The organism is Nocardioides sp. Soil_C_8 (assembly GCF_057656315.1).
The window spans coordinates 50,733-74,462 of sequence record NZ_JBDGKQ010000002.1 but is presented as its reverse complement, the minus strand read 5'-3'; the positions used below and the strand labels follow the sequence as shown (position 1 = coordinate 74,462).

Annotated in this window: 22 protein-coding genes; 13 read left to right on the top strand and 9 right to left on the bottom strand. The window is 73.2% G+C overall.

Annotated features, from left to right (window positions below):
- The first annotated feature begins 12 nt into the window (after positions 1-12).
- Positions 13-504, top strand: a complete 492-nt coding sequence (locus tag AC3A3L_RS10150; RefSeq protein WP_487639910.1) for a pyridoxamine 5'-phosphate oxidase family protein — start codon at positions 13-15, stop codon at positions 502-504.
- A 95-nt stretch (positions 505-599) separates the two neighbouring features.
- Positions 600-1,304 (top strand): DsbA family oxidoreductase, encoded by a 705-nt coding sequence (locus AC3A3L_RS10145; protein WP_487639909.1) that lies wholly within the window; start codon positions 600-602, stop codon positions 1,302-1,304.
- Between the two features lie 4 nt (positions 1,305-1,308).
- Here the strand turns inward: AC3A3L_RS10145 and AC3A3L_RS10140 are convergent, their stop codons facing one another.
- Entirely contained in the window at positions 1,309-1,884 is a 576-nt protein-coding gene (locus AC3A3L_RS10140) for a YdeI/OmpD-associated family protein (RefSeq protein ID WP_487639908.1), read from the bottom strand.
- Positions 1,885-2,060: 176 nt separating this feature from the next.
- Between AC3A3L_RS10140 and serA the strand changes: the two genes are divergently transcribed.
- Complete coding sequence (gene serA, locus AC3A3L_RS10135) at positions 2,061-3,632, top strand: phosphoglycerate dehydrogenase (protein ID WP_487639907.1); 1,572 nt, start codon at positions 2,061-2,063, stop codon at positions 3,630-3,632.
- 15 nt (positions 3,633-3,647) lie between these two features.
- Here the strand turns inward: serA and yczR are convergent, their stop codons facing one another.
- Positions 3,648-5,099, bottom strand: a complete 1,452-nt coding sequence (gene yczR, locus AC3A3L_RS10130; RefSeq protein ID WP_487639906.1) for a MocR-like transcription factor YczR — start codon at positions 5,097-5,099, stop codon at positions 3,648-3,650.
- A gap of 61 nt (positions 5,100-5,160) precedes the next feature.
- Here yczR and yczE point away from each other — a divergent pair, with 61 nt between their 5' ends.
- The gene (gene yczE / locus AC3A3L_RS10125; RefSeq protein ID WP_487639905.1) at positions 5,161-5,853 is read left to right on the top strand and encodes a membrane protein YczE; all 693 of its coding nucleotides are present in this window, start codon (positions 5,161-5,163) and stop codon (positions 5,851-5,853) included.
- Here the strand turns inward: yczE and AC3A3L_RS10120 are convergent.
- On the bottom strand, positions 5,819-7,324 hold the full coding sequence (locus AC3A3L_RS10120) for a gamma-glutamyltransferase (protein ID WP_487639904.1): 1,506 nt from the start codon (positions 7,322-7,324) through the stop codon (positions 5,819-5,821). The two genes, yczE and AC3A3L_RS10120, sit on opposite strands and share 35 nt — an antisense overlap.
- A 19-nt stretch (positions 7,325-7,343) precedes the next feature.
- Positions 7,344-7,910 carry an O-methyltransferase gene (locus AC3A3L_RS10115; protein ID WP_487639903.1) on the bottom strand — a complete coding sequence of 189 codons (567 nt, stop codon included), beginning with the start codon at positions 7,908-7,910 and terminating at the stop codon, positions 7,344-7,346.
- Positions 7,911-8,330: 420 nt separating this feature from the next.
- Here AC3A3L_RS10115 and AC3A3L_RS10110 point away from each other — a divergent pair, with 420 nt between their 5' ends.
- The 5 genes from AC3A3L_RS10110 to AC3A3L_RS10090 are packed head-to-tail and all read left to right on the top strand — an operon-like array spanning position 8,331 to position 13,306.
- Positions 8,331-8,471: a hypothetical protein gene (locus tag AC3A3L_RS10110; RefSeq protein WP_191196616.1), complete on the top strand. Its 141-nt coding sequence runs from the start codon at positions 8,331-8,333 to the stop codon at positions 8,469-8,471.
- A 10-nt stretch (positions 8,472-8,481) separates the two neighbouring features.
- Positions 8,482-9,570 carry a 3-isopropylmalate dehydrogenase gene (locus tag AC3A3L_RS10105; protein ID WP_487639902.1) on the top strand — a complete coding sequence of 363 codons (1,089 nt, stop codon included), beginning with the start codon at positions 8,482-8,484 and terminating at the stop codon, positions 9,568-9,570.
- Between the two features lie 23 nt (positions 9,571-9,593).
- Positions 9,594-10,682: a branched-chain amino acid aminotransferase gene (locus AC3A3L_RS10100; protein WP_487639901.1), complete on the top strand. Its 1,089-nt coding sequence runs from the start codon at positions 9,594-9,596 to the stop codon at positions 10,680-10,682.
- Complete coding sequence (nhaA, locus tag AC3A3L_RS10095) at positions 10,679-12,568, top strand: Na+/H+ antiporter NhaA (RefSeq protein ID WP_487639900.1); 1,890 nt, start codon at positions 10,679-10,681, stop codon at positions 12,566-12,568. The genes AC3A3L_RS10100 and nhaA overlap by 4 nt, the downstream gene beginning before the upstream one ends.
- A 57-nt stretch (positions 12,569-12,625) precedes the next feature.
- Entirely contained in the window at positions 12,626-13,306 is a 681-nt protein-coding gene (locus AC3A3L_RS10090) for a DUF2306 domain-containing protein (protein WP_487639899.1), read from the top strand.
- Here the strand turns inward: AC3A3L_RS10090 and AC3A3L_RS10085 are convergent.
- From AC3A3L_RS10085 to AC3A3L_RS10065, 5 genes are all read right to left on the bottom strand, one after another.
- Entirely contained in the window at positions 13,282-13,926 is a 645-nt protein-coding gene (locus tag AC3A3L_RS10085) for a response regulator (RefSeq protein WP_487639898.1), read from the bottom strand. The two genes, AC3A3L_RS10090 and AC3A3L_RS10085, sit on opposite strands and share 25 nt — an antisense overlap.
- Complete coding sequence (locus AC3A3L_RS10080) at positions 13,923-15,065, bottom strand: sensor histidine kinase (RefSeq protein ID WP_487639897.1); 1,143 nt, start codon at positions 15,063-15,065, stop codon at positions 13,923-13,925. The genes AC3A3L_RS10085 and AC3A3L_RS10080 overlap by 4 nt, the downstream gene beginning before the upstream one ends.
- 343 nt (positions 15,066-15,408) lie before the next feature.
- Positions 15,409-16,830 carry an HNH endonuclease signature motif containing protein gene (locus tag AC3A3L_RS10075; RefSeq protein WP_487639896.1) on the bottom strand — a complete coding sequence of 474 codons (1,422 nt, stop codon included), beginning with the start codon at positions 16,828-16,830 and terminating at the stop codon, positions 15,409-15,411.
- A 124-nt stretch (positions 16,831-16,954) separates the two neighbouring features.
- Positions 16,955-17,446 carry a GyrI-like domain-containing protein gene (locus tag AC3A3L_RS10070; RefSeq protein WP_487639895.1) on the bottom strand — a complete coding sequence of 164 codons (492 nt, stop codon included), beginning with the start codon at positions 17,444-17,446 and terminating at the stop codon, positions 16,955-16,957.
- Positions 17,447-17,451: 5 nt separating this feature from the next.
- Positions 17,452-17,805 carry a TraR/DksA family transcriptional regulator gene (locus AC3A3L_RS10065; protein ID WP_487639894.1) on the bottom strand — a complete coding sequence of 118 codons (354 nt, stop codon included), beginning with the start codon at positions 17,803-17,805 and terminating at the stop codon, positions 17,452-17,454.
- A 90-nt stretch (positions 17,806-17,895) separates the two neighbouring features.
- Between AC3A3L_RS10065 and AC3A3L_RS10060 the strand changes: the two genes are divergently transcribed.
- From AC3A3L_RS10060 to cimA, 4 genes are all read left to right on the top strand, one after another.
- Positions 17,896-19,635, top strand: coding sequence for a serine/threonine protein kinase (locus tag AC3A3L_RS10060; protein WP_487639893.1), 1,740 nt, complete (start codon positions 17,896-17,898; stop codon positions 19,633-19,635).
- A gap of 71 nt (positions 19,636-19,706) precedes the next feature.
- A complete protein-coding gene (locus AC3A3L_RS10055; RefSeq protein WP_487639892.1) occupies positions 19,707-20,318 on the top strand; it encodes a DUF5709 domain-containing protein in 612 nt (203 codons plus the stop codon).
- 129 nt (positions 20,319-20,447) lie between these two features.
- Positions 20,448-21,770 (top strand): circularly permuted type 2 ATP-grasp protein, encoded by a 1,323-nt coding sequence (locus AC3A3L_RS10050; RefSeq protein WP_487639891.1) that lies wholly within the window; start codon positions 20,448-20,450, stop codon positions 21,768-21,770.
- A gap of 349 nt (positions 21,771-22,119) precedes the next feature.
- A complete protein-coding gene (gene cimA, locus AC3A3L_RS10045; protein WP_487639890.1) occupies positions 22,120-23,712 on the top strand; it encodes a citramalate synthase in 1,593 nt (530 codons plus the stop codon).
- Positions 23,713-23,730 lie beyond the last annotated feature (18 nt).

The following is a 23,730-nucleotide window of genomic DNA, read 5'->3' as shown; positions in this document are numbered from 1 at the left end:
GCCGTGGACCCCGTGCTCCCCACGGACCTCCGCGCGCACGCCGAGGAGCTGCTGGCGACCAACCGCTACCTCACCCTCGGCACCGTCTCACCGGACGGTCGTCCGTGGACGTCACCCGTCTACTTCGCGGCCGACGGGCTGACGTCGTACTACTGGTGCTCGACGCTCGACAGCAGCCACTCGGCGAACCTCGCCCACGACGACGCGGTCAGCCTGGTGGTCTTCGACTCCACGGTGGCGCCCTACACGGGCCGAGCGGTCTACGCGTCGGGTGCCGCCGCCCCGGTCGTGGAGGAGGAGCTCGACCACGCGCTGTCGGTCTACCCGGGACCTGAGGGCCGCGGTGGGTCCGTCCTGGACCGCGACGACGTCAGCGCCGGCTCACCGTGGCGGCTCTGGAAGGCCGTGGCGAGCGCCGTCTGGGTGCTGTGCCCGAGGGAGCGGGGGAGGCCGTGCGACCTGCACGGGCGCAGCGACGACCACCGGGCCGCGGTCGTCCCCTGAGCCGCGACACGCCCGGGACTCGCCGGTGAGTCTCCTGGAGACTCACTGCACAGTGCGCCGGGAACACGCAGGTCAGACCGTGTGTTGGGGACGGCGTGAAGATCGAGATCTGGTCCGACGTCGTCTGCCCGTGGTGCTACATCGGCAAGCGGCGCATCGAGAACGCCCTGGCCGAGTTCGAGCACGCCGACGAGGTGGAGGTGCACTGGCGCTCCTTCCAGCTCGACCCGGGCGCGCCCACCGAGCCGACGGAGGGCACGACGGCGATGCTGGCGCGCAAGTACGGCCAGTCGCCCGACGGCGCCCAGCAGATGCAGGACCGGGTCGAGGCGGTGGCGGCCGAGGAGGGCCTGGTCTACCGGCTCTCGCAGACGCTCCACCTCAACACGGTCGACGCCCACCGGTTGATCCACCTCGCCCACGAGCAGGGTGGCAACGAACTCCAGGGCCGGGTGAAGGAGGCCCTGCTCGCGGCCTACTTCACCGAGGGCCGCAACGTCGCCGACCACGCCGTGCTGCGTGACGTCGCGCAGGCGCAGGGGCTGGACGCCGGCCGCGTCGAGGAGGTGCTCACCTCCCGGGAGTTCGAGTCCGACGTGCACGCCGACGTCGCGCAGGCGCAGGCCTACGGCGCCAGCGGCGTCCCGTTCTTCGTCGTCGACGGCAAGTACGGCGTCTCCGGTGCGCAGCCGACCGAGGTCTTCACGCAGGTGCTCGAGCGCGCGTGGTCGGAGTCCCGCCCGAAGATCGAGGTCCTCGCGACCGGCGACGAGTGCGGCCCCGACGGCTGCGCCATCTGAGGCGTCACTGCTGCGACTTGACCCCCTGGGCGGCCTTCTCCGCAGTCGTCAGCACCCGGGCCGCCCGTGTCTCGGGCCGCTTGGCCAGCACGATCCACGTGAGGATGAGCTTCTGGGCCGAGGGTGACCACGAGTCCCAGTGCTCGCGGGAGCCCGGGTGGCCGTCGAAGGCGGCGGCCAGGTCGTCGGGCACGACGCAGTCCTCGACGTCGTCCATCAGGGTCCACATGCCCGACTCCTTGGCGACGGCGACGGCGGCAGCACCCGCGGGCTCGAGGAGGCCCGCCTCCTCGAGCCGGGCGATGCGGCCCTTGTTGATGCGGGTCCACATGCTGCCCCGCCGACGCGGGGCGAACCACTGCTTCGAGCGGTGCTCGTCGACCGGCCGGACGGTCGAGTCGACCCAGCCGTAGCGCAGCGCCTCCAGGACCGCCTCCTCGTAGGAGAAGGGGCGGTCGGCGGCCCGGCGCGGGCTCACCAGCCACACGCCCACCGGCTGCTCGTGGTGGTCACGGAGCCACGCGCTCCACGCCTCGACCGTCGTGGCCTCGAGCAGCTCCGCGTCGTCCATCGCGCCCATGCCCGGATCGTAGGCGCGGGGTACGACGTCCGGATGCTGGGGCGATGGGACGCGGGTCCGACTCGCGGGTAGTGTGGGCCGGGCACAGCGTCGTGCAGTCCCCGCACACACCCTTGACCACCCGAGGACCCCCCGCTGTGAACGCACCCGCTCCTGTGCCCACGTCCCGGCCAGTCGTGCTCATCGCCGAAGAGCTGAGCCCCGCCACGATCGAGGCGCTCGGCCCGGACTTCGAGATCCGCAGCTGCAACGGTGCCGACCGCGCCGAGCTCATCCCGGCGATCGCCGACGTCGACGCGATCCTGGTCCGCTCGGCCACCAAGGTGGACGCCGAGGCGCTCGCCGCAGCGCGGCGGCTCAAGGTCGTCGCCCGCGCGGGCGTCGGCCTCGACAACGTCGACGTCAGGGCCGCCACCCAGGCAGGCGTGATGGTCGTCAACGCGCCGACCTCCAACATCGTCAGCGCCGCCGAGCTCGCCGTCGCGCTGATGCTCGCCGCAGCCCGCCACATCAGCCCGGCCCACGCCGCCCTCCGCGGCGGTGAGTGGAAGCGCTCGAAGTACACCGGCATCGAGCTCTACGAGAAGACCGTCGGCATCGTCGGCCTCGGCCGCATCGGCGTGCTCGTCGCCCAGCGGCTCAGTGCCTTCGGCATGAAGGTCATCGCCTACGACCCCTACGTGCAGGCCGGTCGCGCCGCGCAGATGGGCGTGCGCCTCGTCGACCTCGACACGCTGCTCACCGAGTCCGACTTCATGAGCGTCCACCTGCCCAAGACGCCGGAGACGGTCGGGCTCATCGGCGCCGACCAGCTCGCCCGCGCGAAGTCGAGCCTGGTCCTGGTCAACGCCGCCCGTGGCGGCATCGTCGACGAGGCAGCCCTCTACGACGCGCTGAAGACCGGGCAGATCGCCGCGGCCGGCCTCGACGTCTTCGCGAGCGAGCCCTGCACCGACAGCCCGCTCTTCGAGCTCGAGAACGTCGTGGCGACGCCCCACCTCGGCGCGTCCACCGACGAGGCGCAGGAGAAGGCCGGCGTCGCCGTCGCCCGCTCGGTCAGGCTCGCGCTGAGCGGCGAGCTGGTGCCCGACGCCGTCAACGTGCAGGGCGGCGTCATCGCCGAGGACGTGCGTCCCGGCATCCCGCTCACCGAGAAGCTCGGCCGGGTGTTCACCTCCCTGGCCGGCGAGGTCGCGCAGCAGCTCGACGTCGAGGTCCGCGGCGAGATCACGGAGTACGACGTCAAGGTGCTCGAGCTCGCCGCACTCAAGGGCGTGTTCGCGGACATCGTGGAGGAGCAGGTCTCCTACGTGAACGCTCCGCTCCTGGCTGCCGAGCGCGGCACGGAGGTGCGCCTGGTGACCGATGCCGAGAGCCCCGACCACCGCAACCTGATCACCCTGCGCGGGACCCTCGCCGACGGCACCCAGGTGTCGGTGAGCGGGACGCTCGTGGGGATCGCGCAGAAGGAGCGGCTGGTCGAGGTCAACGGCTTCGACGTGGACATCGAGCCGACGACCCACCTCGCGTTCTTCACCTACGAGGACCGTCCCGGCATGGTCGGCGTCATCGGAGGAATCCTCGGCGACGCGGACGTCAACATCGCCGGCATGCAGGTCTCGCGCCAGGACAAGGGCGGCGCGGCCCTCGTCGCGCTCAGCGTCGACTCGGCGATCCCGGCCGACACCCTCACCGAGATCGAGGCAGCGATGCAGGCGGCCTCGGTGCGTGCGGTGGACCTGTCCTGATCGACGCGGTCGCCGCTAGGCGACCATCACCCGGCCGGCAGCGCGGCGCGCCGTCGGCCGGGTGGCGTCGGTGGACACGTGCTCCCACGCGGCGGCGAGGCGGCGTACGGCCTCGGTGAGGTCGTCGGGGGAGGCGGTCCAGGGGATCCGCACGTAGCGGTCGAGGCCACCCTCCACCGCGAAGACCGGCCCCGGCGCGACGACCACGCCCCGTCGCTCGGCCTCGGCGGTCGTCGCGGTGCCGAGCGCCTCGGGCAGCTCGCACCACAGGGCCAGCCCGCCGTCGGGGACGCGGAAGCGCCACGACGGGAGGTGCTCCCGCACGGCGGCGACGAGGGCGTCGCGGCCCGTGAGCAGCCGTTGGCGGTGGAGCGGCAGCACCTCGTCGGCGCGGTCCAGCAGGTCGGCCAGGACGAGCTGCTCGAAGACCGGCGCCCCAAGGTCGAGGCCGATCCGTGCCTGCAGGAGCCGGTCCATGTCGGCGAGGGGCGCGCGCACCCAGCCGAGCCGGAGCCCGCCCCAGAACGACTTGCTCGCGCTGCCGATCGTGATGGCGTCGTGGGCGTGGGCCGCGAGCGGGCTCGGCATGGCGTCGGCCAGCCCGGGAGCCAACGCGAGCGCCTGGTGCGCCTCGTCGGCCACGACGGTCGTGCGGGTGCGGGCGAGGGCCCGCGCGAGCTCCTCGCGCTGGTCGTCGCTCATCAGCTGTCCGGTGGGGTTCTGGAAGTCCGGGATCAGGTAGGCGAGCCGGGGCGAGGTCTGGCGCAGCGTGGCGGCCAGCGCGTCGAGGTCCCAGCCGTCGGGATCGACGGTCGCCGCGACGAGGCGGGCGCCCGCGTGCCGTACGGCCTGGGTGGCGTTGGGGTAGGTCGGCGACTCGACGACGACCCGCTCGCCGGGCGCGGTGAACGCCTGCGCCACCACCGACGCCGCCGCCAGCGCGCCGGCGGTGACCATCACCTGCTCGGGCACGGTCGGGAGGCCGCGCGCCTCGTAGGACGCCGCGATCCGCGCTTGCAGCGCTGGCACGCCGAGCGGGAAGTAGCCCGGCCCGCTGAGGTAGGCCGGCAGCTGCTCGGTGGCGCGCTGGTAGGCCTCGACCAGGCCGGGCGGCGCGGAGTGCGCGGCGCAGTTCAGGTCGATGACGTCCTCCCCGCCCGTGCCGGGCATGAGCGACCGGTCGTGGGCACGGCGCTGCCCGCCGGGCACGGTGGTGAACGTGCCGGACCCGCGCCGCGCCTCGGCGTACCCCGACTCGCGCAGCACCTCGTAGGCGCGGGTCACGGTGGTGCGCGAGACGTCGAGGGCTGCCGTGAGGTCGCGCTCGCTGGGCAGCCGGACGTCGATGCCGACCCGTCCGTCCCCGATCAGCACGCGCAGGCTCTCGGCGAGGCCGAGGTAGGCGGGGGAGCGGGGGAAGTCACCGACGAGGGTGGCCACGCGCTGGGCGCTGACGAGACGGGACATGCAGGCCACTGTTCCATGATTGGCTATGTCGGACAAGGCCACTTGGCGTCAGGATCGTGCCATGACGAGCACGACCCCGACCCCCGCACCCACCGGGACGACCGCCCCCCGCGGCGTCCTCGTCGACCTGGGCCCGGTCGCGCAGCTGCGCGCCGGACGCCTCGCCCGACGCCTGCCGCAGCTCTACGTCGGGCTCTTCCTGTACGGCGTCTCGCTTGCGCTGATGGTGCGCGGCGCGTTGGGCCTCGCGCCGTGGGACGTGCTGCACTCCGGCTTCATCCGCCACGTCCCGATGACCCTCGGCCAGGCGGTCGTGCTCTTCAGCTTCGTCGTGCTGGTGCTGTGGATCCCCCTGCGGGAGATGCCGGGCCTGGGCACGATCAGCAACGCCGTCGTCGTCGGTCTCTCCGCCGACGCCACCCTCGCGGTGCTCGACCGCCCGGAGGCGATGGCGGGTCGGCTCGGCCTGATGGTCGGCGGGGTCCTGCTCTGCGGCCTGGCCAGCGCGCTCTACATCGGCGCGCAGCTCGGCCGCGGACCGCGGGACGGTCTGATGACCGGCCTGTCACGGCGCACCGGGCTCTCGCTCCGACTGGTCCGCACCGGCCTCGAGGTGTCCGTCGTCGTCATCGGCCTGCTGCTCGGTGGCGTCCTGGGTGTCGGCACCGTCGTCTACGCGCTGGCGATCGGCCCGCTCACGCAGCTGATGCTGCCGTGGTTCACCGTCGACCTGATGGCGCCGAGCGAGGGCTGATCCCGACCACCCGGGCCTCGCCCTCGCGGCGCGGGTCGGCGACGGCCTCGAGCGATCCGTCGGCGCGGGTCAGCGCGGCCCCGACGCCGCCGAAGTACATCGTCAGCTCGTCCTCGCGGCGCACGTCCTCGTCCGGCAGGCCGGCGTGGTGGACGTGCACGCGGGGGTGGGCGACGGCGGCCTCGAGGTCGAGCCCGCCGTTGACGAAACCGGCCAGCGCGCAGGCGACAGCCGTCGTGATGCGGTCGGCGCCAGGCGAGCCGATCGCCAGGGTCGAGCCGTCGTCGTGCCGACCGACGACCGGTGCCATGTTGGACAGCAGGCGCGAGCCCGGGGCGACGTCACGGGCGGGCGGGTTGAGCTCCTGCTCGCCGAGGCAGTTGTTGAGCCAGATGCCGGTGCCGGCGGCGATCATGCCGGCGCCGTAGCCCGACGACACGGTGAGCGAGCACGCGCCGCCGTCGGCGTCGGTGACCGAGACGTGGGCCGTCGAGCCCGACTCGAGGACCGCCCGGTGGTCGCTGTCGACCCGGTCCAGCCACGCGCGCGAGGCGGCGGGGAGGTCGGTGGCGACCTCGAGCACCTCGCGCCGGTGGCCGAGGACCGCCCGCTGCACCTGCACCAGGTGCTCGACGTCGTCGGCGTGCCACGGCCCCCGCGGCCTGTCCTCGAGGAGCCGGAGCATGGCTGCGAGGACCACGCCGCCGACCGACGGCGGTGTGGTCGTCGCCAGGCTCCAGCCGCCGACGCGCGTGGTCAGCGGGTCGCGGACGACCGGTGCGTACGCCGCCAGGTCGGCGCGCCCCAGCAGGCCGCCGCGGCCAACGACGTCGGCCGCGATCGCGTCGGCGAGGTCGCCCTGGTGGAGGGCGCGGGGTCCCGCGGTGGCGATCTGCTCCAGCGTCGCCGCGAGGTCGGCCACCACCACCCGGTCCTCGGTGAGCCGGCCCGACGCGTCGTGCAGCGCCGCGTGGCTCGCCGGGTCCCACCCGAAGATCGACTCGTGGACGTGGCGCAGGTAGTAGCGCGAGGCGGAGCCGAGGGCGAAGCCGCCCCGCGCGACGTCGATCGCCGGCGCCACCAGCTCGGCCCACGGCAGCCGGCCGTCGCGCGCGTGCGCCTCGCCGAAGGCGGCGAGCGATCCGTGGGTTGCCACGGAGCCCGCGCCGATCGTGATCTCGACCCCGCCGCCGTACTCCGTCGAGACGTCCCACGTCTCGGCCGCGGGTGCGTCGGCGGGACGGCCGATGCCGGGCCGGTCCACCCACCCGTCGACGGTGTACGCCGGCCCGGTGGCCGGTTGCGCGGTGACGAAGCCGCCGGAGCTGAGGGAGACGAGCCCGACCTCGGTGACCATCGAGACCAGGGCGGCCGCGATGGCGGCGTCGACGGCGGAGCCGCCGGCACGGGCGATCGCCTCCGCGGCGCCGGCCGCCTCGTGGCTCGGGGCCGCGACGGCGAGGGGTCTCACGGCGGCCGCTCGCCGGGGCTCAGCGCCGGGTGGCGATGACGGCGGACGCGTCGGCGGCCACCATCACCTCGACGGCCGTGAACCGCTCGTCGGTGAGCCACTGCTCGCGCAGCGTGTCGACGCGCCCGTAGGTGATCGGCGGCCAGGACTCGCAGGGTGCGAAGTCGTCGAGCACCACGATGCCGCCGGGCTCGACCAGGTCGATGACGGCGTCGACGCCCACCTCGGACGGGGTGCCGGAGTCGAGGAACAGCAGGGAGAAGGGACCGTGCTCGCGCAGCACGCTCCAGTCGGCGGCGAGCACCTCGACCTTGGCGTCGTCGTCGAAGATCCTCGACGCGGCACCGGCCAGCGACTCGTCCAGCTCGGCGGTGAGGATCCGCGCCCCGTTGCGTACGCCGCTGCGCAGCCACGCGGTGCCGACGCCGCAGCCGGTGCCGAACTCGGCCATGGTGCCGCCACGGGTCGCGGCCAGCGTCGCGAGGAGGCGACCGGTCTCGTTGCGGCAGAACGCGACGTAGCCGGCCTGCCGGCACACGTCGAACGCGCGCTGGACGATCTCGGGTAGCTCGGGAGGTGCAGACATGAGGTCGCCGAGTCTGTCACTCCTCGCGCGGGATCCCAGTGGACGGGCCGACATCTCACGATCTGACACGTTCGTGGAAACCGCGTGCGGCGCGCTGTCCGGCAGTCGTACAGTCGGCCCATCATGCGGAGCGTCTTCGTACTTATCGACCGCCGCGGCGAGGCCTGACAGAGAGGCCACCTCGTCGCGGTGTTCGGCGTTGACGAGGTTCCGCCACCCGGCCTTTCGCCCCTCCGCCGAGCGTCTGCTCGGCAGAGCTCGAAGCCACCGCCTTCGCGGCGGGTCCGTCGCAGTCCTGCGCGACCCGCACGCTCGTCGGCCGGCAGCCGGGCCCGGGCGATCCCCGCCGTCCTGCTTCCCCACCCGCCGCGGTGCCGGCGGCTTCGCGCTCACCCACACCGTCACGTAGGAGTGAGATCGATGTACCAGATGTACCCCGACACCTGGGGCCCCGCGGCCCACGACCCGGAGAACCCGCGCAGCGCGGAGAACACGGCGGTCGCCGTCCAGACCGCGCTTGACCTGCGAGACGGCGGCGGCCAGCGGCCGGACGACAACTAACGTTCGCCGCATGCCTGAGACCGCCCAGACCGCAGCAGCCCGCGACACCGGGAGCCCCACCCTCGCCGTCATCCCCGGCGACGGCATCGGCCCCGAGGTGACCGCCGAGGCCCTCAAGGTCCTCGAGGTCGCCTCGCCGGTGAAGTTCGAGTCGACTCGCTACGACCTCGGCGCCGAGCGCTACCTCGCGACCGGCGAGGTGCTGCCCGACTCGGTGCTCGCGGAGATCCGCGAGCACGACGCGATCCTGCTCGGTGCCGTCGGCGGCAAGCCCAACGACCCGAACCTGCCGCCCGGCATCCTCGAGCGCGGCCTGCTCCTCAAGCTGCGCTTCGAGCTCGACCACTACGTCAACCTGCGTCCGTCGCGGCTCTTCCCCGGATCCGTCTCGCCGCTCGCCGGTCACGTGCTGGACAAGGGTGAGGTCGACTTCGTGGTGGTGCGCGAGGGTACCGAGGGCCCCTACACGGGCAACGGCGGTGCGCTGCGGGTCGGCACGCCGGCCGAGGTCGCGACCGAGGTCTCGGTCAACACGGCGTACGGCGTCGAGCGGGTGATCCGCGACGCCTTCGCCCGGGCGCAGAAGCGACCGCGCAAGAAGCTGACGCTGGTCCACAAGACCAACGTGCTGACCAACGCCGGGTCGCTCTGGTGGCGGCTCTTCGAGTCGGTCGCGTCCGAGCACCCCGACGTGACGACCGACTACATCCACATCGACGCGGCCATGATCTTCATGGCCACCGACCCCGCCCGCTTCGACGTGATCGTCACCGACAACCTCTTCGGCGACATCATCACCGACCTGGCCGCCGCCATCACCGGCGGCATCGGGCTGGCCGCCTCCGGCAACGTGAACCCCGACCGGACGGCCCCCTCCATGTTCGAGCCCGTCCACGGCTCCGCCCCCGACATCGCCGGGCAGCAGAAGGCCGACCCGACCGCCGCGATCCTCTCCGGTGCGCTCCTGCTCGACCACCTCGGCCACGCCGAGGCGGCCGCCGCGATCGAGGCGGCCGTGCTGGCCGACCTCACCGAGCGCGACCCCGGCACGAGCCGTCGTACGAGCGAGGTCGGGGACGCCGTCGCAGCCCGCCTCTGAGCAGACTGAGTAGGTTTGACCCCATGCAGATCAGCACCACCGCCAACCCCCGTCCGGTCGACGACACCCGGCTCGCGGAGATCCTCGCGAACCCCGGGTTCGGGCAGCACTTCACCGACCACATGCTCACGGTCGAGTGGACCCCGGAGGAGGGGTGGCACGCGGCGCGCATCGAGCCCTACGGCCCGCTGACGGTCGACCCGGCGACCGCGGTGCTGCACTACGCGCAGGAGACCTTCGAGGGGATGAAGGCCTACCGGCACGACGACGGGTCCGTCTGGACCTTCCGTCCCGAGCAGAACGCCGCCCGGATGGTGCGCTCGTCGCAGCGTCTGGCCTTCCCCGAGCTGCCGGTCGACGACTTCGTCGCCTGCGTCGACGCGCTCGTCCAGGCGGACCAGCGCTGGGTGCCCCAGAACTCGACGGGACAGGGCGAGGGGGAGAAGTCCCTCTACCTGCGGCCCTTCATGTTCGCCTCGGAGGTCTTCCTCGGCGTCCGTCCGGCCCAGCACGTCACCTTCATGGTGATCGCCTCGCCCGCCGGCGCCTACTTCAAGGGCGGCGTGAAGCCGGTCAACCTCTGGCTGTCGGAGTCCTTCACCCGCGCCGGCCGTGGTGGCATGGGCGCGGCCAAGACCGGCGGCAACTACGCCTCGTCCCTCGCCGCCCAGCGCGAGGCGATCGAGCAGGGCTGCGACCAGGTCGTGTTCCTCGACGACCAGGAGTTCCGCTACATCGAGGAGCTCGGCGGGATGAACCTCTTCTTCGTCCACGCCGACGGCCGCGTCGTCACCCCCGAGACCGGCACCATCCTCGAGGGCATCACCCGCGCCTCGATCATCGAGCTCGCCGGCAAGCTCGGCCACGCCGTCGAGGAGCGCAAGTTCTCCATCGACGAGTGGCGCGACGGCGTCGCCTCCGGCGACATCACCGAGGTCTTCGCCTGCGGCACCGCCGCGGTCGTCACGCCGGTCGGTGAGCTCCGCTCGCCCCAGGGCGTCACGCCTGCGCCGTCCAGCACCGAGCTGACCATGCAGATCCGCGAGGCGCTGGTCGGGATGCAGTTCGGTCGCGCCGAGGACACCTTCGGCTGGATGCACCGGGTCGTGTGAGCGCGACCCAGCCGCCGCACCCGGACCCCGACCAGTCCTCCTGCTCGGGGTCCGCGGCGTTCGAGGCCCAGAGCTCGCGGTCGCTGCGCGACTTCATCCGGACCGAGTCCGGGTCCGCCGGGATGCTCGTGGTGGCTGCCCTGATCGCGCTGGTGTGGGCGAACTCGCCCTGGTCGGAGTCCTACGTCGACCTGTGGCACACCGAGCTGTCGATCAGGTTCGGCGACGGCGGGCTCACCATGGACCTGCACCACTGGATCAACGACGGCCTCATGGTCGTGTTCTTCTTCGTCATCGGCCTCGAGGTCCGCAAGGAGTTCGCCATCGGCGAGCTCGTCGACCGCAGCCGCGTGGTGGTGCCACTCGTCGCGGGCGTCATGGGGATGCTCGTGCCGGCCGCCATCTTCCTGGCGCTGAACCCGTCCGGGGAGGCCGCCGCCGGCTGGGGTGCGGTGATCGGCACCGACACCGCCTTCCTGCTCGGGGTGATGGCGCTCGTGGGCCCCGCGGTCTCGACCCAGCTGCGGATCTTCCTGCTGACGCTCACGGTCATCGACGACATCGTCGCCGTCAGCGTCATCGGCGTCGTCTACTCCGCCGAGCTCTCGCTCGGCGCCCTGGCCGTCGCCGCCGCGTGCCTGCTCGTGCTGGTCGGGCTCGACCGCGCCGGCGTCTGGCAGGCGGCGCCCTACGTGCTGGTCGTCCTGGTGCTGTGGTTCGCCACCCTCGAGTCCGGTGTGCACGCCTCCATCGCCGGCATGCTGAGCGGGCTCCTGGTCCCCGCCCTCGACCCGCGCCGGTCCGACGTGGAGGACGCGGCTCGCAGCTTCCGGGCCTTCCGGCAGTCGCCGATGCCCGGCGTGCAGCGGGCCGCCCGTCGGTCGCTGACCCGCGCGATCTCGGTCAACGAGCGCCTGCAGGAGGCGCTGCACACCCCGACCAGCCACGTCGTCGTACCCGTCTTCGCGCTGGCCAACGCCGGGGTCGACCTGCGCGACGGCGTCCTCGGCGACGCGTTCGGCTCGCGGCTGATGTGGGGCATCGTGCTCGGCCTCGTGGTCGGCAAGGCGCTCGGCATCTTCGCCGGCGCGTGGACGAGCGTGCGCCTGGGCTGGGGACGGCTCCCGCAGGGCGTCGGCCTCGGCCACACCCTCGCCGGCGGCGCGCTGTCCGGCATCGGGTTCACGGTGTCGCTGCTCATCATCAGCCTCGCCTTCGAGTCGTCGCGGCTGCAGGACCAGGCCCGGGTCGGCGTCCTGGTGGCCGCCGTGCTGGCGAGCCTCGCCGGCTGGCTCGCCTTCCGCTTCGCGGCCCGCTTCCTCGGCCAGCGCGACGCGGCCCTCCCGACCCATCTCAGCCGACCGGTCGACCCGGCGCGCGACCACATCGCCGGGCCGGTCGACGCGCCGCTGACGCTGGTGGAGTACCTCGACTTCGAGTGCCCCTTCTGTGCGCGGGTCAGCGGTGTCGGCAAGGAGCTGCGCGCGCACTTCGGTGACCGGCTGCGCTACGTCACCCGGCATCTGCCGCTGCCGGTCCACGTGCACGCCGAGCTGGCCGCGCTCGGTGCCGAGGCGGCGGCCCAGCAGGGCCGCTACTGGGAGATGCACGACGTGCTCTTCGCCCACCAGGACGAGCTCGAGCTGGAGGACCTCGTCGGCTACGCGGCCGGGCTCGACCTCGACGTGGAGAGGTTCCTCCGGGACCTCGAGGACGAGGACCTCGCCCGGCACGTCGCCCACGACGTCGCGTCGGCGGAGGAGAGCGGGGTGCGCGGCACCCCGACGTTCTTCATCGGCGAGACCCGGCACATCGGGCCCCACGACGCGCGGACCCTGATCGAGGCCCTCGAGTCGTCGCAGGGCGTGCCTCGGCCGATCGGCTGACCCGGTCCGGCCTGCGGGCCGATGCGTCGTACGTCCGGCGCGGCGAGGCTCGTCGACATGACCACGACCGTCGCCCCCGCTGGCCGACCCGACACCGCACCCCGCCGCCGCCGTGAGTGGTGGATCCCCGCGAGCCTGCTGGCCCTGACGTTCGTGCCGTCCGCGGCGGGCGCCGCACGGCTGGTCGACCTCTCGTCTGGCCGGACGGCCGAGAACGCCCGCTTCTTCGACCTGCCCGTCCCGGTCGTGGTGCACATCATCGGGGCGACGACCTACTGCGTGCTGGGGGCCTTCCAGTTCATGCCGTCCTTCCGCCGACGCCGTCCGCGCTGGCACCGGTGGAGCGGCCGCGTCCTCCTCCCGGCCGGCATGGCGGCGGCCGTGAGCGGGCTGGTGATGGCGGTGTCCGACCGGCTCCCGTCGTACGACAACACCGCCCTGATGTGGCTGCGGCTGTTCTTCGGCACGCTCATGGCGGTCGGGCTCGTGCTCGGCGTCGCCGCGATCCGCGCCCGCGACGTGCGCACGCACCAGCGGTGGATGGCGAGGTCGTACGCCGTCGCGCTGGGCGCCGGCACGCAGGCGCTGGTGCTCGGCCCGATGGTGCTCTTCGTCGACCAGCCCGGCGGTGACCTCAAGGCAGCCGGGATGGGGTTCGCGTGGGTCCTCAACCTCGCCGTGGCCGAGTGGCTGGTGCGGCGGTCGCAGGCGCGTCAGTCGAGCCGGCTGGTCTGGTAGGCCCAGAGCGCGAGCTCGACCCGGTTGCGGACGCCGAGCTTGGCCATGAGGGAGCCAAGGTGCGTCTTCACCGTGCTCAGCGAGATGTAGAGCTCGGCGGCGACCTCGTGGTTGGTGAGCCCGCGGGCGACCGCGACGAGCACCTGCTCCTCGCGCTCGGTGAGCGGCGACACCGGCTGCGGGGGAGTGTCGCGGTGGGCGAAGCTGCGCAGCAGCCGGGTTGTCACGGACGGGGCGATGAGGGAGCCGCCGTCCGCCGCCGCGCGCACCGCGTGGGTGAGCAGCTGGGGCCCGCAGTCCTTGAGCAGGAAGCCGCGCGCCCCGGCGAGAAGCGCGCCGTAGACGTAGTCGTCGAGGTCGAACGTCGTCACCACGACCACCGCCATCGGGTCTGCGACGTCGGGCCCGGCGAGCGCGCGGGTCGCCTCGATGCCGTTGAGGCGGGGCATCCGGATGTCGAGCAGGCACACATCCGGCCGCAGCGCACGCGCCTGCTCGACCGCGTCCTGCCCGTCGACGGCCGTCGCGACGACCTCGATGCCTTCCTGGGCGCCGAGGATCATCGCCAGTCCGGTGCGGACGATCTCCTGGTCGTCGGCGACCAGCACGCGCAGCGTCATCGGGCCTCCTCCAGCGGCAGTGTCGCACTGACCCGCCAGCCGCCCTCGGCGGCGGGGCCGGCGGCGAGGTGGCCGCCGAGCAGCTCGGCCCGCTCGGTCATGCCGACGATGCCGAACCCGTCGCCGCTGCCGGTCGATCCCCGTCCGTCGTCGGTGACGACGAGTCGCACGCCGCCCTCCTGGCGGCTGACCCGTACCTGCACGCAGGTGGCGTCGCGGGCGTGGCGCCGCGAGTTGGCGATCGCCTCCTGCGCGATGCGCTGCAGGGCGGCCGCGACGGTGGGGGACAGGTCGTCGAGGTCGTCGCCGACCTCGACGACCACCACCGGCCCGGGCCCGCCGCTCGCGAGGCCGAGGAGGTCCGCCAAAGGTCGCTCGGGCACCTCGTCGTCCGTGCGGAGCACGCGCAGCACCTTGCGCGTCTCCGCGAGGGTGCGTGTCGCCTCCTCGTCGATGCGGCGCAGCGCGTCCGTCGCCGCCGAGGGCTCACGCTCGGCCACTGCGAGGCCGGCCTGGGCGCTGATCGCGATGGCCGTGAGGTGGTGGGCGACCGTGTCGTGCAGGTCCCGGGCGAGGCGCTCGCGCTCGTCACGTCGTACGTCGTCGAGCTGGCGCGTCCGCAGCATCGAGCGGGCGCGGACCGCCGCACCGAGCGCGACCGCCGCGACGATGACCGACGTGCCGCCGATCCGGTCCGCGGGGGACAGGTCCTGGGCGAGCAGCGAGGTGCCCGCGACCATCGCGAAGAGACCGAGCCCGAGCACGGCGTCCTTGCCGCGCGCCCATCGCGCCAGGGAGTACGGGATGAGGAGTCCCACCACGGCCGTGTTCAGGTCGCCCGGGCCGGCTCTGTCAGTCGCCCACGAGACGACCAGCTCGGCGAGGACCACCGCCGCGAAGACCGTCACGGTCAGCGTCGGCCTCGTCCTCCGGACCAGCAGCGTCGGCAGCCAGACCAGGAAGCCCGCCAGCGACAGCCAGCGCGACGGCAGGTCCGGACGCAGCACGGTCGCCTCGACGACGGCGAGCACGGCCGCGACACCCACGAAGGCATGGTCGAGGCGCCCGGCAGGACGCGCGTCCGGCGGCGCGGGCAGGCGCCAGACGGACAGCGCGACGGATCGGACCTGGGCGAGCACGGGTGCACGCTAGTGCCCCACGCCCACCCACCGGATCGGCCGGACGGCCGAGTGCGTCAGGCACGTGCAGTGCCGGCGCGTCGGTGGGTGGCGGCGGACGACAGGGATCAGGCGGCCGGGGTGTTGTGTGCCGCCACCTTTCGGCAGTCAGCCCCGTCGAAGCCGGAGCAGTGGCCCGGATGGCCGCAAGCCGGGTCGGCACCGCCTTCGCGACTGTCACGGCAGTGGTGCGGAAGGCCCACCGTCACGACGCAGCACGCCGGAGATCGTCCAGGCACCCGGGATCACAGATCGGGGGACGTGCCTGTGGCCCCGCTACCTGGTGGTGGGGTGCGGGGCGGGGTCATGGTCGGCGAGGGCGCGGGACGTCGGGCGGGTCGGGTGGATCGACCGCTGATGGCTCGGCCTGGTTGATCGCGGTGGTGCCGGTGCGGTCGCGTCGGTAGGTGTGGCCGTGGGGTGAGGTCCACTCGAACACTCCGGGCTCGGTCATCTCGTAGTGCCAGGCGGTGTGGGTCTTCAATCGGTGGTGGAACCGGCAGAGTGCGGCGAGGTTGCGGGTGAGGGTTGGCCCGGGTTGTGGGCGGCCTTCCGCCTCTGCCTGATGGTCGAACTCGGTGACGTGGTCGATGTCGCAGCCGCGGGCGGGTCGGGTGCACCACGGGAACACGCACGTCCGGTCGCGCAGAATGATCTGCTCGCGGATCCGGTCGGGCACCTCGTACGCCGCGGTGTGCAGCTGGGCGTTGAGGTCGATGACGGGCTTGATGGTGACCTTGGTGCGGGAGTCGCCGCACCAGTCCTTGACCTGCTCGAGCAGGATCAGCCGCTGGCCCTCCTCCATCCGACCGGCGGGACCGAAGACGGTCGTGTCTCCGGAGAGGGCGGCGTCGAAGTGGGCGTGGAGGACGACCTCCCGCGCGGCGGGCAGGTGCTCACGGTCGGCACCTGCGCCGGCGAGGTCGAGGGCGGTCTGGGTCCGGGCCAGGTCCCCGAGGGCCTTGGCCCGTCGAGCGCCCAGGGACAGCGCGGACCCCAGCGCCTTCTGCACCTCGGCAGCCCGCGCGAGGGCGCGGTCGAGGTCCAGGGCGTCGGCGATGTCGAGCTCGGCCTCGATCCGCATGGTGCCGGCGTAGTGCACGTCGTCGTCGTGGATGGTGACGTGGCGGGGGTCGACCGACAGGTAGCCGTCCTCCGGGTTCGCGGCCGGATCGACCTCGGCGAGGTCGTAGCGCTTGATGGCTTCGGCGACGAGCCGGTCCAGCTGCGCCGGCCCGACCTTCCCCGCGACGGCGGCGACCTGCGCGTCGACGTACGCCGCCGCGTCGCGAGTCAGGGCCGGAGCGGTGTGGATGGTGACCTCCGCAACCGCCCGGGCCCGCCACGCGGGCACCCGTCCGGCCTGGACCTGCGCCCACAGTCGCGGGAGGCGGTGGCGCAGCTCGAGGCCGTGGCCGACGAGCTTCTTCGCTGCCGTCGTCGAGACCCCGAGGACGCCGCCGAGCTCGGCGAGGCAGAACTCCGCGACCAGCGGCGCACCGTCGCCTGCGATGGGCTCCTCGTGCTCCGAGCCGGGGACGGTGAAGGCTGCTGCGTCGTGGATCGACTCCGGCGGGTGCAGGTCGGCCCAGCGCGCGGCTACGACCAACAGGTCAGCCGCAGCGCGGTCCTCGGCACTCTTGCGGTCCCGCGCGAGCGCCAGCAGATCGCGGGCGGTGAGGTCCTCGACCCCACCTGCTCCGCGGCCTGCCAGCGTCTCGATCATGTGTTCGATTCTACCGACGACCACCGACAATGGCCCCCCATCAACACAGGTTTCGTGACGCGACTTCGTCGCTCCTCAACCAGCGAAGACGGTCCTCGTCGACCAGCGCTGGGGACCTCGCCTTTCAGTCGCGGACGGGCATGAGGAGGTTGGTGCGCAGGGCGGTCGGTGAGTCGCTCGGGTCGGAGACGTAGACCTCGATCCAGTCGCCGGTGGGGGTGGCGCCCGCAGCCTGCGCGAGCCGACCCCAGGCCTGACCCAATCCGTCGTACGCCCCGAGGTGCGTCGCTGCGAGGGCAGGACCGACTGGAAGGGTGGAGCCGACGACCTGGAGGTCGCCGACCGTGACCGGCGAGCCGGGCGGCTCGACCACGGGGAAGCCGATCTCGATGTCGAACGAGTCCTGCGGGTCGCCGTGGTAGACCGCGAGCGCCGGGCCCGCAGGGACGAGCGCACCGGAGCCGAAGAGGCCGCCGACGGCGGGGTAGGCGGCGTCGAACAGGTCGCGCAGCGCGTCGAGGGACACGCCGTCGTGCCGCACGACGGCGAGAGGGACGTGGCCCAGCGTGACGCGCGTGCCGTTCTCGTAGGGCTGTTCGGGCGTGAGGTCGGTCATGCTCGTCACCGTAGGCCGGGGGCGCGCCCCGCGCACCTGATGCACGTGCGCGCCGCGGGCAGGGCATCGAGCCGGGCGGCGCCGACGTCGTCCCCGCAGGACTCGCACACGCCGTAGGTGCCGGCCTCCACCCGGTCGAGCGCCGCGTCGACCTCAGCCGCGTGGTGCCGCACCTGGCGCACCAGCGCGCCGATCTGGGAGCGCTCGAAGGCGATGGTCGCGCCCTCGGGGTCGTGCTCGTCGTCGGCGTTGGTGTCGAGGGAGGCCGCCACGATCGACTCGTGGTCGCCGGTCAGGTCGGCCAACCGCGCCAGCGTCTCGTCGCGCTCACGCGCCAGGCGCCGTCGTACCTCCTCCATGCCTCCATCGTCACCCACGGGTACGACAACGGCGCGCGGCGTGGCGTCAGGGATCGGGGGAACGCCGGGCTCCGGCCGTATCCTCGTGCCGTGACGACGTCCCCGAAGGCGCCGCCGCCCGGGCTGACCGTCGGCGGCTACGCGCTGCGTGCCCGCCTCGGCGAGGGCGGCATGGGCGTGGTGCACCTCGGGCAGAAGCCGGGGGAGCGCCCGGTGGCGATCAAGGTGCTGCGCCCGCACGTGGTCGGTGACGACGAGGCCCGGCGTCGGCTGGCGCGCGAGGTCAGCTCGCTGAGCCGGATCCGCAGCCGTCGCATCGCCGAGATCGTCGACGCCGACCCGTTCGGCGAGATCCCCTTCGTCGCCACGCGCTACGTGCCCGGCCTCTCGCTGCACGACCACGTGCAGGAGGAGGGGGCGCTCGACGGCGAGGACCTGCTCTGGTTCGCCGACTGCCTCGCCGAGGCGCTCGAGGCGGTCCACTCGGTCGGCGTGCTCCACCGCGACATCAAGCCGTCCAACGTGATCATGGAGGGCCGCACGCCGATCCTCATCGACTTCGGCCTGGCCCGTGTCGCCGAGGACTCGCGCATCACCATGAACGGCTGGCTGCTCGGCACGCCCGGCTACCTCGCGCCCGAGATCCTCTACGGCGACGACGCCACCCCCGCGTCCGACGTCCATGCGTGGGCGGCCACGGTGGCCTACGCCGGCACCGGCCGCGCCCCCTACGGCCGCGGGCCGTCGGTGGCGGTCATGGACCGCGTCCGGCGCGGCGAGCACGACCTCACCGGCCTCGACCCCGAGGTGCTCGAGCTCATCGAGGAGGCGCTCGCTCCCGAGCCCGCCGACCGGCCGACCCTGGACGAGGTCCGCGACTGGCTCGAGGACCTCGGGTCACCCGAGCCCGACGGGACCGACGAGCGCGACGACCGCGCAGCCGCCCCCGTCACGCTTCCGTATGTCGCGAGCGTCCGCCAGGACCTCGAGGCGCCGACCCGCGTCGGCAGCGCCGCGGCGGCCCTGGCCGGGACGCCGCCGCCCACCGCGCCGTCGTACGCACCGTCGTCCGCGCAGCCGGAGGACGAGCCGGTGCACTGGTCCGACGACTGGGACCGACCGGGCGACGACGACCACGCCACCGTCGGATGGGGTGACGCAGGCACGTTGCCGCACCGGCAGACCCGCGTGCTGCCGGACGGCTCCACCGAGTACGTCGGCGACTACGGACCGCCCGCTCGGCCGCACGTGCCGACCGGCCAGCGGCTGCGCCGTACGCTCACGTTGTTCGCCCTCGGTGGCGTCGTCGCGGGCGCCATCACCTTCGCGCCCTACGTCGCGCTCGCCGTCCTCTTCGTGACCGTGTGGTTGCTGCGCAGCGGCTCGCTGGCCGCGTCGTCCGCAGGCAGTCGTCGCGACCGGCGCGGAGCCAGGTGGTACGACGGCATCCAGGTGCTGCTCGCCGCGCCCTGGCACGCGGTCGCCGGCCTCAGCGGTGCGCTGCTGCTGTTCCTCTGGAGCGCCGGCATCGCCTGCGCGGTCGCCCTGCTCTGCTTCGCAGCCTCCCTGTCGCTCACGACGTCGCTCGGGGTGATCGGCGTGATGTTCGCCCTGTCGACCTGGTGGGGTCCGGGCTCGGAGCGGCTGCGCTCGCCCGTCCACCGCCTCGTCGACCCGCTCGCGCGCCGCGCTGTGCCGTGGCTGCTCGTCACGCTGCTCGTCGCGGCCCTCGGCACCGGGCTGGCTGCCGCGGCGTCGGCCCAGGGCACCAGCTGGGCGCCGTACGACGCGGCGCCGTTCTCCGACGTACGCCTCCCCGGCTGGTTGTGACGGACCTCGCCGTTCAGCAGGGCCTGCGCTGGGTACCTGACGGGTCCAGACACCCGACAGCAGGAGGACCGATGAGCTCGGACCAGCCCGACATCAGCAGCGAGATCGGCACCGATCCCGCCGTGGACGTCACCGGGGACACGACCGACAACGAGAGCTACCACGGCTACAGCGTCGACGACGAGAACCAGCCCCAGGGCGAGGGCGACAGCCTGGTCGACGACCGCGGCCTCGCGGAGCCGCTGGACGAGGGCTACTCGCCGCCGGAGAAGTGGTCGGCGGCACAGGGCTACGGCAACACCCCGCTCGAGGAGGCCCAGGGCCAGTCGCTGGACCAGCGGGTCGACCAGGAGGTCGCCGAGCCCGACCCGTACGAGGTCGCCGACGAGGAGGCCGCGCGGGGCGACCTCGCCGCGATGGTGGCCGAGGACTCGACCGAGGGCGAGGCCGTCCAGGCCGACCTCGAGGGCGCCGAGGGCGAGCGCGCCGGACGCCTCGTCGCCGAGGACGAGGGGGTGCGCACCGACACCGAGAAGGACCTCGTCGCCGAGGACGTCGGCATCGACGGCGCTGCCGCTGGCGCCGAGGAAGCGGCCGTGCACGTGGTCGACGACCCGCAGGACGCGGACCCGCTGCTCCTCGACGGCGAGGTCGTCGACGAGGAGCCCGACCGACCGGAGTGAGCCACGGGCGAGAGACCCCGACCACCGGTCGGGGGCTCTCGTCATCTGGCGGCCGGGACCCCGACGGCCGCCCCGCGCGCCCCTCCTTTCGGGGGGAGCGGTCGTCCACACGCTTGGTAGACAGGTCGGATGCACCAGCCCGACCACCGGACCCCGGCCGATCCCACCCACCGCCCCACGTCCGCCGCGGAGCGCGACGAGCTGAGCCGCCGCGTCAACGCCGTGCTGGAGGAGCGAGGCGTCCGCTTCGGCGGCGACGGCGGTCACGCGTTCCGCGCCGACCCCGTCCCGCGGCTGCTCGACCCCGAGGAGTGGGAGCTGCTCGCCGGCGGCCTGGCGCAGCGCATCCGCGCGCTCGACGCCTTCGTCGCCGACGTCTACGCCGAGCGCCGGTGCGTCGCGGACGGCGTCGTCCCGGCGCACGTGCTGGACGCCACGCCCTACCTCGAGCACGACCTCGCCGGCAGCGCCCCGGTCGGTGGCGCGTGGATCTCGGTCGCCGGGTTCGACGTCGTCCGCGACGAGGACGGCACCCTGCTGGTGCTGGAGGACAACGTCCGCACGCCGTCGGGGATGGCGTACGCCATGGCCGTGTCCGAGGCCGTGTCGCAGGTGCTGGGCGTCGAGCCGTCGTCCGACCTCGACGCGTGCGCCGCGGCGCTGCGACGCTGCCTGGAGGCCACCAACCCCAAGGGCGACGGCGCGCTCGTGCTGCTGACCGACGGTCCGGACAACTCGGCCTTCTACGAGCACCGTCGCCTCGCCGACGAGGCGGGCCTCGAGCTCGTCCGGCTCGACGACCTGCGGCGCGACGGAGAGGTGCTGCGACTGACCGACGGGACCCCCGTGCGCGCCGTCTACCGACGCACCGAGCAGGACGGACTGGCACCCGCCGATCCCACCGCCGACGTGGCGGGACTGCTGCTCGAGCCGTGGCGCGCCGGACGGACGGGCATGGTGAACTGCTACGGCACCGGGGTCGCCGACGACAAGTCCGTCTACGCCCACGTCGACGACATGGTCCGCTACTACCTCGACGAGGAGCCGCGCGTGCGCTCCGTGCCGACCTACGACCTCACCGACGCCGACCGGGTGCAGGAAGCCCTCGACCGGCTGCCCGGGCTCGTGGCGAAGCCGCGCGACGGGGCCGGCGGCGAGGACGTCGTCATCGGGCCGACGGCGTCGTCGGACCAGCTGTCCGCCACCAGGCAGGCCATGCGGGACGCGCCGGAGCGCTGGATCGTCCAGGACGTCGTCTCGCTCTCCACCCAGCCGACGATCGTCGACGGTGTCCCGCAGCCGCGCCACGTGGACCTCAGGCCGTTCGTGTTCTTCGACGGCCGCGACGTCACCGTGCCGCGAGGCGGCCTGACCCGCGTCGCGCTCGAGGAGGGCCAGATGGTCGTGAACTCGTCCCAGGACGGCGGTGCCAAGGCGACCTGGGTCGGTTAGAACCGGCAAGGCAGCGGAACTGTACGAGAAGTGTGCGGGTCGCTGTTCGTGGTCGCTGCCCGTCCGAGGCGATGGACTTGGCCCACAGCTGGGGGGAATCGCGTGCCCCGGGCGTCGCTCGTGGGGGGTGGCGACCCGGGGCGCGCGCACGCGGGCCGACCGGATGCCGAGACGTCCGTCTCAGCGGCGCAGGATCGGTGGCACCATGAAGTCGTGACCACCAGCACGATCATCAGCTCGATCATCATTGCCTAGCGCGACGGGACTCCCCGCCGCGCCGACCTCCTGCACCCCAGGAGGTTTTTTTCTGCCCCCACCCTGCCCCACATCTGCGACCGAGAGACCTCCGATGGACCTGCACGGCTCGTTCCACGTCTACGACACCACCCTGCGCGACGGCGCCCAGCAGGAGGGCCTCAACCTCTCGGTCGCCGACAAGCTGAGCATCGCCAAGCAGCTCGACGGCCTCGGAGTGGGCTACATCGAGGGCGGCTGGCCGGGCGCCAACCCCAAGGACACCGAGTTCTTCCGCCGCGCCCGCGAGGAGCTCGACCTGCGCCACGCGCGGCTCGCTGCCTTCGGCGCCACCCGCCGGGCCGGCGTACGTGCTGCCGACGACCCGCTCGTCGGCGCGCTCCGTGACTCCGGCGCGGGCGTCGTCACCCTCGTCGCCAAGTCGCACGACCGCCACGTCGAGCTCGCGCTGCGCACCACGCTCGAGGAGAACCTCGCGATGGTGCGTGACACGGTCACCCACCTGCGCGAGGAGGGGCAGACCGTCTTCCTCGACGCCGAGCACTTCTTCGACGGCTACCGCGCCAACCGGGCGTACGCCCTCGAGGTGCTGCGCACCGCCGCCGAGGCCGGTGCGGAGGTGGTCGCCCTGTGCGACACCAACGGAGGCATGCTGCCCGACTGGGTGTCCGACGTCGTGCTCGACGTCATCGACACCACCGGCGCCCGCGTCGGCATCCACGCCCACAACGACAGCGGCTGCGCCGTGGCCAACTCGCTGGCCGCCGTCGCCGCGGGCGCGAGCCACGTGCAGGGCTGCATCAACGGCTACGGTGAGCGCACGGGCAACGCCGACCTCGTCACCGTCGTCGCGAACCTCGAGCTCAAGCTCGACCGGAACGTCCTGCCGCAGGGCTTGCTGCGCGAGGCGACCCGTATCGCGCACGCCGTCGCCGAGGTCACCAACGTGCCGCCGGCCTCACGCCAGCCGTACGTCGGCACCTCGGCGTTCGCCCACAAGGCCGGCCTCCACGCCAGCGCCATCAAGGTCGACCCGAACCTCTACCAGCACCTCGACCCGCTCGTCGTCGGCAACGACATGCGACTGCTCGTCTCCGACATGGCCGGGCGCGCCTCGATCGAGCTCAAGGGCCGCGAGCTGGGCTACGACCTCTCCGACGGCTCGCCCGAGATGAAGGCCCTGGTCACGCGGGTGACCGACCGGGTCAAGGCGCTCGAGCAGCGCGGGTACACCTTCGAGGCCGCCGACGCCTCCTTCGAGCTGCTGCTCGCCGAGGAGGTCGAGGGCGCGCGGCCCTCCTACTTCGACGTCGAGTCGTGGCGCGTCATCACCGAGACGCGCACCGACGGCGAGGCCGTCTCCGAGGCGACGGTGAAGCTGCGGGCGGAGGGCGTGCGCTACGTCGTCACCGGCGAGGGCAACGGCCCGGTGAACGCCCTCGACGCGGCGCTGCGCGAGGCCATCGGGCAGGCGTTCCCCGAGGTCGCGAAGTTCGAGCTGATCGACTACAAGGTGCGCATCCTCGACCAGGGCCACGGCACCGACGCGATCACCCGCGTGCTCATCGAGACCACCGACGGGGAGTCGTCGTGGGTCACCGTCGGTGTCGGCGCCAACGTGATCGAGGCGTCGTGGGGCGCGCTCGTCGACGGCCTGACCTTCGGCCTGCGCCGGCACCACCGCTGAGGGGCGCCGCCACCCGGG

Coding starts and splice junctions, on each gene's coding strand:
- AC3A3L_RS10105 (WP_487639902.1), top strand. CDS start 8,482: ATGCCTGAGACCGCCCAGACCGCAGCAGCCCGCGACACCGGGAGCCCC.
- AC3A3L_RS10140 (WP_487639908.1), bottom strand. CDS start 1,884: ATGGGCGCGATGGACGACGCGGAGCTGCTCGAGGCCACGACGGTCGAG.
- cimA (WP_487639890.1), top strand. CDS start 22,120: ATGGACCTGCACGGCTCGTTCCACGTCTACGACACCACCCTGCGCGAC.
- AC3A3L_RS10115 (WP_487639903.1), bottom strand. CDS start 7,910: ATGTCTGCACCTCCCGAGCTACCCGAGATCGTCCAGCGCGCGTTCGAC.
- AC3A3L_RS10090 (WP_487639899.1), top strand. CDS start 12,626: ATGACCACGACCGTCGCCCCCGCTGGCCGACCCGACACCGCACCCCGC.
- AC3A3L_RS10065 (WP_487639894.1), bottom strand. CDS start 17,805: ATGGAGGAGGTACGACGGCGCCTGGCGCGTGAGCGCGACGAGACGCTG.
- AC3A3L_RS10100 (WP_487639901.1), top strand. CDS start 9,594: ATGCAGATCAGCACCACCGCCAACCCCCGTCCGGTCGACGACACCCGG.
- AC3A3L_RS10085 (WP_487639898.1), bottom strand. CDS start 13,926: ATGACGCTGCGCGTGCTGGTCGCCGACGACCAGGAGATCGTCCGCACC.
- AC3A3L_RS10050 (WP_487639891.1), top strand. CDS start 20,448: ATGCACCAGCCCGACCACCGGACCCCGGCCGATCCCACCCACCGCCCC.
- AC3A3L_RS10070 (WP_487639895.1), bottom strand. CDS start 17,446: ATGACCGACCTCACGCCCGAACAGCCCTACGAGAACGGCACGCGCGTC.
- AC3A3L_RS10055 (WP_487639892.1), top strand. CDS start 19,707: ATGAGCTCGGACCAGCCCGACATCAGCAGCGAGATCGGCACCGATCCC.
- yczR (WP_487639906.1), bottom strand. CDS start 5,099: ATGTCCCGTCTCGTCAGCGCCCAGCGCGTGGCCACCCTCGTCGGTGAC.
- AC3A3L_RS10110 (WP_191196616.1), top strand. CDS start 8,331: ATGTACCAGATGTACCCCGACACCTGGGGCCCCGCGGCCCACGACCCG.
- yczE (WP_487639905.1), top strand. CDS start 5,161: ATGACGAGCACGACCCCGACCCCCGCACCCACCGGGACGACCGCCCCC.
- AC3A3L_RS10075 (WP_487639896.1), bottom strand. CDS start 16,830: ATGATCGAGACGCTGGCAGGCCGCGGAGCAGGTGGGGTCGAGGACCTC.